This is a genomic window from Anabaena sp. CCY 9402-a, assembly GCF_963920945.1.
Classification (GTDB): domain Bacteria; phylum Cyanobacteriota; class Cyanobacteriia; order Cyanobacteriales; family Nostocaceae; genus Trichormus; species Trichormus minutissimus.
The window spans coordinates 1-7,865 of record NZ_CAWUDL010000136.1; the positions used below are offsets into that span (position 1 = coordinate 1).

The 7,865-nt window shown below is 41.7% G+C and carries 4 protein-coding genes and 1 pseudogene; 3 read left to right on the forward strand and 2 right to left on the reverse strand.

Annotated elements, in window-relative coordinates; translation table 11 throughout:
- Nucleotides 1-51: 51 nt before the first annotated feature.
- The gene (locus ACM0OR_RS27190; RefSeq protein ID WP_414579519.1) at nucleotides 52-1,425 is read right to left on the reverse strand and encodes an NB-ARC domain-containing protein; all 1,374 of its coding nucleotides are present in this window, start codon (nucleotides 1,423-1,425) and stop codon (nucleotides 52-54) included.
- Nucleotides 1,426-1,456: 31 nt separating this feature from the next.
- On the opposite strand from ACM0OR_RS27190, the gene ACM0OR_RS27195 reads away from it, so the two are divergent.
- Nucleotides 1,457-1,789 (forward strand): hypothetical protein, encoded by a 333-nt coding sequence (locus ACM0OR_RS27195; RefSeq protein ID WP_414579520.1) that lies wholly within the window; start codon nucleotides 1,457-1,459, stop codon nucleotides 1,787-1,789.
- Between the two features lie 92 nt (nucleotides 1,790-1,881).
- On the opposite strand, the gene ACM0OR_RS27200 is transcribed toward ACM0OR_RS27195, so the two are convergent.
- A complete protein-coding gene (locus ACM0OR_RS27200) occupies nucleotides 1,882-2,289 on the reverse strand; it encodes a hypothetical protein (RefSeq protein ID WP_414579521.1) in 408 nt (135 codons plus the stop codon).
- 356 nt (nucleotides 2,290-2,645) lie between these two features.
- Between ACM0OR_RS27200 and ACM0OR_RS27205 the strand changes: the two genes are divergently transcribed.
- The gene (locus ACM0OR_RS27205) at nucleotides 2,646-7,574 is read left to right on the forward strand and encodes a PAS domain S-box protein (protein ID WP_414579522.1); all 4,929 of its coding nucleotides are present in this window, start codon (nucleotides 2,646-2,648) and stop codon (nucleotides 7,572-7,574) included.
- Between the two features lie 12 nt (nucleotides 7,575-7,586).
- Nucleotides 7,587-7,811 (forward strand): annotated as a pseudogene (locus ACM0OR_RS27210) (response regulator); the annotation flags it as partial.
- Between the last annotated feature and the right edge of the window lie 54 nt (nucleotides 7,812-7,865).

Genomic DNA, 7,865 nt, shown 5'->3' on the forward strand with positions numbered 1-7,865 from the left:
GTCATTTTGAAATCTCTCTTAATTTTTATTAGTAAATAAGATGCGTTTTCCCTAGGCGGTATAGTAACCCCGTAAAGTTAAAAAATTATCGCAAACCTTTAAGACATCAAATGCCAATTCATAATTTTTTAGCTGATACCAGTGATAAAAAGCTTCTAAATATTCCTGGATATCTTCTTTAGTCTGCCAAGGTTTTTGTTTAAAATTCAAAAGATAGTAATTAATAGCTCGTTGATGTGCCTCTGTCTGATCACCTGCCTTATACTGCACATACTCCAATACCACAGGCTGAAACTCAAACCACCGCTTACCATTGAGTTTTTCTACCAACAAAGAACGCTTAACAATATTCCTTAATTCTCCCTCAATCTCTGCTGCTGAATTTCCCGGCAACACTGCTACGGCTGCTGCACTGTCAACCGCACCACGATAAACACTAATATTCAGCAATAACGCCTTTTGTAACTCATTCAACCTATTAAAACTGGCATCCAACACTAAAACCATCCCCACATTTTCCCGGCGATGGATACCTACCACTTGGGGATCTGTCAATAACTGTCGCAAATTCCCTAAGCCTAAATCTGCTAATCTGCTTAAATCCGGGTCTTGTGAATATTCTTCCTTTAATAAATCTGCTACCAATCTCAACAATAAGGGATGCCCATCTACTAATTCCACAAACTCTTTTAAATCCCCTTTAATGCCCAATGCGGTTAACAGTGCTACCCCTTCATCTACCTGTAAACCCTTCAGGGATAGCCACTCAAAGCCTTTTAATTCTGGTCTTTCCCTGGTGGTGACTAATACCTTACTATTACCGCCAGATTCCACCCATGCTTGGAAAAACTCACCATAAAATAGACTTCCCCACTGTCTATCAGGTTGTAATAAGCTTTCCAGGTTATCAATAATCAGTAAAAATTGCCCAGAACGCAAACACCTAACCAACGCCTCGATTAACTGCGCTTCTTGTTCTGGTACAGGACAGCCGAATTGTGTTAATACTTCTCTGGCTAAATCGCTAAAACTTGCCCCATTACTGACATCAGCCCAAAATCGCTTGGGGAAACCCGCAATTTCATCATAAATTTTCGCAGCCAGCATGGATTTACCTGTACCACCGATGCCTTCTATACCAATTAAAAAGGTATTTTGATCAGTTAACCATTGCTGTATTTGGGCAATTTCTGTTTTTCGTCCTTGCCAGTAAGCTAAACTTTTACCGGGATTCCCAGCTTTGAGAACCCCCGGCGATTCTGCCTTGGTACTGCTTTCTAGTTGAACAAGAAATTGAACTTGTTGAGCGTTCAGATGGAAATTTTCCGCATCAACACGACCAAATTGAGTTAACTTACTCTCATCTTGAGCAGTTCCCTCTAATTTAATGATTTCTTGGTGGTTAGGGTTTGGTTCTTCCGCCATAGTTAGTTAGCAGATAGACAAATTTTGCTGGATGTTGGTGTTTGGAACTCGGATGTTGGTGTTTGGAACTTGGATGTTGGTGTTTGGAACTCGGATGTTGGTGTTTGGAACTCGGATGTTGGTGTTCAGAACTCAGATGTTGGTGTTTAGAACTCGGATGTTGGTGTTTGGAACTCGGATGTTGGTGTTCAGAACTCGGATGTTGATGTTCGGAACTCGGATGTTGGTGTTTAGAGCGAGAAATTTTTTGCTCAGAATGAGAATGTTCCTGTTCAAAATGAGAACGTTCTTGTTTGGAATGAGAAATTTTTTATTCAGAATGAGAATGTTTCTGTTCAAAATGAGAACGTTACGCCGTGTGTAACTTTTTTTTAAACCTAACCCCCAACCCCTTCCCTACAAGGGAAGGGGAGCAAGAATCAAAACCTCTAACGCCACTTGCTACAAGTCGGGAAGTTAAAAGCTCACTTCATTAGCCTCGATTTTCCCGACTTGCTTCACTGTACTTTGGTCGTAAGCATTCGCACTCATCTGAATATTGTCACCGGGTTTATCAGTCGATGTTTGCAAAATTTTGGCTATCTCTTGTGCCAGTGCTGTCTCAGACTTTAAAATATCTTTTAATTGCGCCCGTAAAGCTGCTTGGTAATCTTCATCCCCTGGATTTTGCATTGCTGCTGCGGCTGCTTTTTTGGCTTCTTCCTTCGCCTCTACTTTGGGTTGTAACTTACCCCAAATAGCCTTGGCTTTATTCCAAACATCCTCACCGACTTTCTGAGATGCTCCTTCTGCAACTTTACCACCCGTAGCCAGCAGAAATGGCAGGCAGGGAGCAAGAAATTTAATGATTAAGGCGATATCCATTAATTTACGGGATTAAATACGGTTATTTATACAAAGTCATGTTAGCGTATTCCTCATTTACGGCACAGCAGCCTCTGAATTTTGAGAATTATTACTTATTACTCATTACTCATTACTCATTGCATCACCCACGGCGTTAACATGGCTAAAGCCTGACCATTCTATATTAATTATTGGCGATCGCTTCACTCTGACTGAAGCAAAAATAGGAGCTAATTTATATCTGGTTCTATAAGTAACCTTTTTGTATAAAGCTAGACATATAATATGAGATATCTTACTCTTAAAAGATTAATTTTCTCTCCAGTCGCTGGCGGCTATTAATCAAAAATATTTACAAAAATGCGGTTGTATTAATGGATACTCAACTATTTGGTTTAGCTAATCACGATCAAGCGAATAACCCAGATGTTCTGCTAACAGATGCTATTATCCGTCAGCCTTTAGTTGTTACTCCCAATACGCCTGCCATTGAAGCATTGATATTGATGAATAACACCAGGACGAGCAGCTCACTATCCCATGATTTGGATCAGTATTGGCTGAAGACAACAGCTAAAGCTACTTGTGTGTTAGTCATGCAAGACAAGCAACTTGTAGGTATCTGGACAGAACAAGATGTAGTCCGCTTGAGTGCTGAGGGGCTTAACATGGCTGAAAAGAGCATGGCTGAAGTCATGAGCCATCCTGTAATTACCTTACAAGAATCTAAGTTAAATAATTTTTCAGTACCGCTACAAATATTTAGTCAGCATCGCCTGCGACATCTACCTGTAGTTGATCATTGTCACCAAGTAATTGGTTTACTTACCTACGAAACTCTATTAAATGGGCTGAGTAAATTACAACAATTACAACCCCAACAAAAGCAAGATTGTCAAGGGTGTATTGGGGTTCAGATGGAAGCATCAGAAAAAAAATATCGCTCGCTGGCAGAAAATATGCCTGATGGTATCTACCTGATTAGCCCGGATAGAGAATTATTGTACTTAAATCCAGCGATCGCGCAAATTTTTGGCAGACCTTGTGCATATTTCTTTACTAACTATCCTGATAGCGTATTCAATTGTATTCATCCTGATGATCAAGAATTGTTCATTTCTGCGTTTTTTCCTGAGAGGGGGGAACAGAAAAATAATGAGATTAACTATCGAATTATCAAGCCGGATGGATCAATTCGCTACGTTTGCGATCGCGCTCATATTATTTATGATGCGGAGGGTAAGGTGGAAGCCTATCAGGGTATTGTCACAGATATTACCGCCGCTAAACAGGCAGAACAAGCTCTCCGAGATAGTGAACACCGCTATGTAACACTGACCGCAAATGCTCCGGTGGGGATATTTCGCACCGATTTACAAGGAAATTGCCAATATCTTAATCCTAAATGGGAAGAAATGGCCGGCTTGCCGATGGCAGAGGCACTAGGATTAAACTGGTCACGGGCGTTACATCCCGAAGATCGCGATCTTGTCTTCCGTCAGTGGTCTGATGCTGTCGCCAAGCAACTACCCTTCTTTACAGAACTTCGTTTCCAAAATTCAAAGAATAAAGTCATTTGGGTGATGGCACAAGCCATCCCTGAAATCGATAGCACGGGAAATTGTACAGGCTATGTAGGCACGGTTACAGATATTAGCGATGTCTACGACGAGCTTTGCTTACGCAAACGCATGGAAGGCCGGTTAGAAATGCAAAACCGGATTTTATCCCAGATTGCTAAGGGTGAACCCTTAGCAGATATCCTTCATGCTTTGATTACATCTCTGGAACAGCAATTGGATAGTGCATTATGTTGTATTCTGTCAGTCGATCAAGAAAACCGCATGCATCAGTGTGCATCAGTGAACCTACCAAAAGAATACTTCGTGAGTTGCGATGGCGTAATGATTGGCGAGGGAGTCGGCTCTTGTGGGACTGCGGCTTATCGCCAACAAGTGATAATTGTTTCAGACATCGCCAATGATCCCCTGTGGCAAGACTACAAGGATTTCACCCTGAATTTTGGATTGCGGGCTTGTTGGTCTGCTCCTATTATCGCTAGTGATGGCTGTGTTCTGGGAACATTTGGCATCTATTACCGTGAGGTAAAAACACCGCAAACCTATGAGTTGGAAACTCTCACCCTTGCCGCCTATTTGGCGGGAATTGCTATGGAACGTCAGCGTGCAGTGATAGCTCTGGAAAAAAGTGAGAGTTTTTTACGCGCCATTTACGAAGATGTTGAGCAAGCAATTTTTACGGTAGAGATTGATCCCCAAGGCGAATATTGTTATGGGGCTTGGAATCCTGTTGCCGAGCGTTTTTTTGGCATCAGTAGCATAGAAACACAAGGTAAAAACCCCAAAGAATTGTTTGGTGAATCTTTGGGGACATTACTCTGTCAACAATACGATGCTTGTTTCGAGTCAGGAAATATTGTTTCCTTTGAAGAGCATTTCACTAACTCGCATACAAATCGCAGTTATTGGTTATTGATAACCCTAAAGCCATTGCAGAACGAAACCGGACGCATCTATTGCCTCATTGGTACGGCGGCTGACATCACTGGACGCAAAGGTGCAGAAGAATCTTTAAAAACATTGGTTGAAGGTACGGCAGCAGTGACGGGGACAGAGTTTTTCTCGGCTTTAGCTCGTTATACAGCAAAAGCCCTGGATGTACCCTATGTATTAGTTACAGAACGTATTGGTAACTGCTTAAAAACCCTGGGATTTTTTGCAAATAATAAATTGCAATCCCAAATTACCTATAACATTGCTCAAACTCCTTGCGAAAAGGCATTGGTAGAAGGCATTTTTTACTGTGAATCGAAAGTTGCCCAGGAATTTCCAGCAGATGTGGATCTGACTATCATGGAAGCAGAATACTACTTAGGTGTGGCTCTGCGGGATAATAACGGTGTAGCTATAGGTAATCTTTGTGTTCTCGATACCCATCCTCTAGAAGAACCAGAACGCATGAAAGCCACTCTGCGGGTGTTTGCATCTCGTGCAAGTGCAGAACTAGAACGCAAGCGAGCCACAGAAGCCTTAGAACAACTCAACGAAGAACTAGAAGTAAACATCACACAACGAACGGCAGCATTGCAAGAAAGTGAAGCTCGATTTCGTGTCACCTTTGAGCAAGCAAATGTCGGTATATTTGAAGTTGATTTGCAGGGTAGATTCATGGGTATGAATCAAAAATTCGGCGATATTGTTGGTTATTCTGAGACAGAACTGTTGGGTAGATCCTTTATGGAGATTACCTATCCAGAAGACATAACGGCTGATTGTCTTCAGATGGATTATCTCCTAGCTAGCGAACTTCAGACATTTGCAATGGAGAAACGTTATATCCATAAACAAGGAAGACTTGTTTGGGTATATCTCACTGTTGCCTTTGTGCGATCGCTCGCTGGTGAACCACAATATATGATTGGTGCAATTCAAGATATCAGCGATCGCAAACGCGCCGAGGAATTACTGCAAAAACAAGCACAGCGCGAAAAGCTACTGAGAAACATCACTCAACATATCCGTCAATCCCTTGATTTAAAGTCAATTCTCTCATCAGCCGTCAACGAAATTAGACAAACTTTTCAGGCGGATCGCGTCTTAATTTTTCACCTGATGAGCAACGGTATGGGAGTAGTGCTACAGCAATCCGTTGCGCCTGAGTACCCCATCATCGAAAGTATATTGTGGGAAAATGAATGTTTCCCGCCAGAATGTTATGAATTTTACCTCGCAGGTAATGTCCGCATCGTCACAGATACTCAAAATGACGATTGGGCAGACTTTCTGGCTAAATTCATGCAACAAACACAAGTAAAATCCCAGATTATCGCCCCTATTATTCAAAAAGTGGAAAATCAACCTGCTAGGGTATGGGGATTAATTAGCATTCATGCCTGCGCTACTCAGCGTCAATGGCAACCAGATGAAGCTAATCTACTCCAGCAAATTGCTAGCCAGTTATCCGTAGCTATTCAGCAAGCAGACCTCTATCAACAAGTGCAAACCGAACTAAGCGATCGCAAACGTGCAGAGGTAGCATTGTCTATGTTGAATGAGGAACTACTTTCTGTCAACACAGAACTATCCCGCGCTACTCGCCTCAAAGATGAATTTCTCGCCAGCATGAGTCATGAACTCCGCACACCCTTAAACGCCATTTTGGGAATGTCTGAAGGCTTGCTAGAAGGGGTATTTGGTCAAATTACAGAACGTCAGCAACACGCCTTGTCTACTATCGAACGTAGTGGGAAACACCTGCTAGAACTGATCAACGACATCCTGGATTTAGCCAAAATCGCCGCAGGTAAACTAGAACTGCAAATTGCTCCCATTACCATTTGTTATCTGTGTGAGTCTAGTTTAGCTTTTGTCAAGCAACTAGCTCATCAAAAACAAATTCAAATCAGACTGAATATTCAAAGCACTATTAAACGAATTACTGTTGATGAACGTCGAATGCGGCAAGTTTTAATTAACCTGCTCAATAATGCCGTGAAATTTACCCCAGAAGGGGGGGTGATTATCTTAGCAGTCAGACGAGAAAGAATGGAACACTATCCTACTCCAGGAAATACTCACAGTCCTCAATCACAATCCTTAGAGTGGGTGAGCTTTTCAGTAATTGATACAGGTATTGGTATTGCTCCAAAAGATATGGAAAAATTATTCCAATCCTTCGTACAGATCGATAGTCGCTTAAACCGACAGTATACTGGCAGTGGACTCGGACTAGCTTTGGTACGTCAAATTGCAGAGTTACACGGTGGACAGGTAACTGTTAGTAGTGAGGTAGGCAAAGGTAGTTGCTTTACCGTCCGTTTACCTTACATAGACAAAAAATTAACGTTTCCTACACCTCCAGGAGATGTACAATTACCTTTAACAAGTTTATCAACTATTCCGTCACTAGTTTCAGAATCCCCCTTAATTCTTTTAGCCGAAGATAATCAGGCCAATATTGAGACGATTTCTAGCTATCTTGAAAGTAGAGGGTATAGACTAATACTAGCGAGCAATGGACAAACTGCCATTAATTTGGCCGTATCTCAAAATCCTAGCTTGATTTTGATGGATATTCAAATGCCCCAAATCAACGGGTTAGAAGCTATCCGCTCCATTCGGGAAAATGAGGAATTAGCCAATGTTCCCATAATTGCATTAACAGCATTAGCCATGCCAGGCGATCGCGAAAAATGTCTCCAAGCCGGAGCAAATGATTATGTGAACAAGCCAGTCAAGCTGAGAGAGCTTACAAGTATAATTCAAAACTTGTTAGAAAAGTAATATACATACTAAATGGACAATCAGCCTTTTATCCTAGTCGTTGATGATGAACCAGATAACTTTGATGTAATTGAAACCCTACTGTTTCGTGAGGGTTATGATTTAAACTACGCATCTAATGGTCACAGAGCAATAGAACGGCTAAAAACTATACAGCCCGATGTAATTTTATTAGATGTGATGATGCCTGATTTGGATGGGATTGAAGTATGCAAACGCATCAAAGCCAATTCTCAATGCAGGGCGAACGCATCTAAATATTAAGGAGCGATAATCAAGGTGGAATTCGCC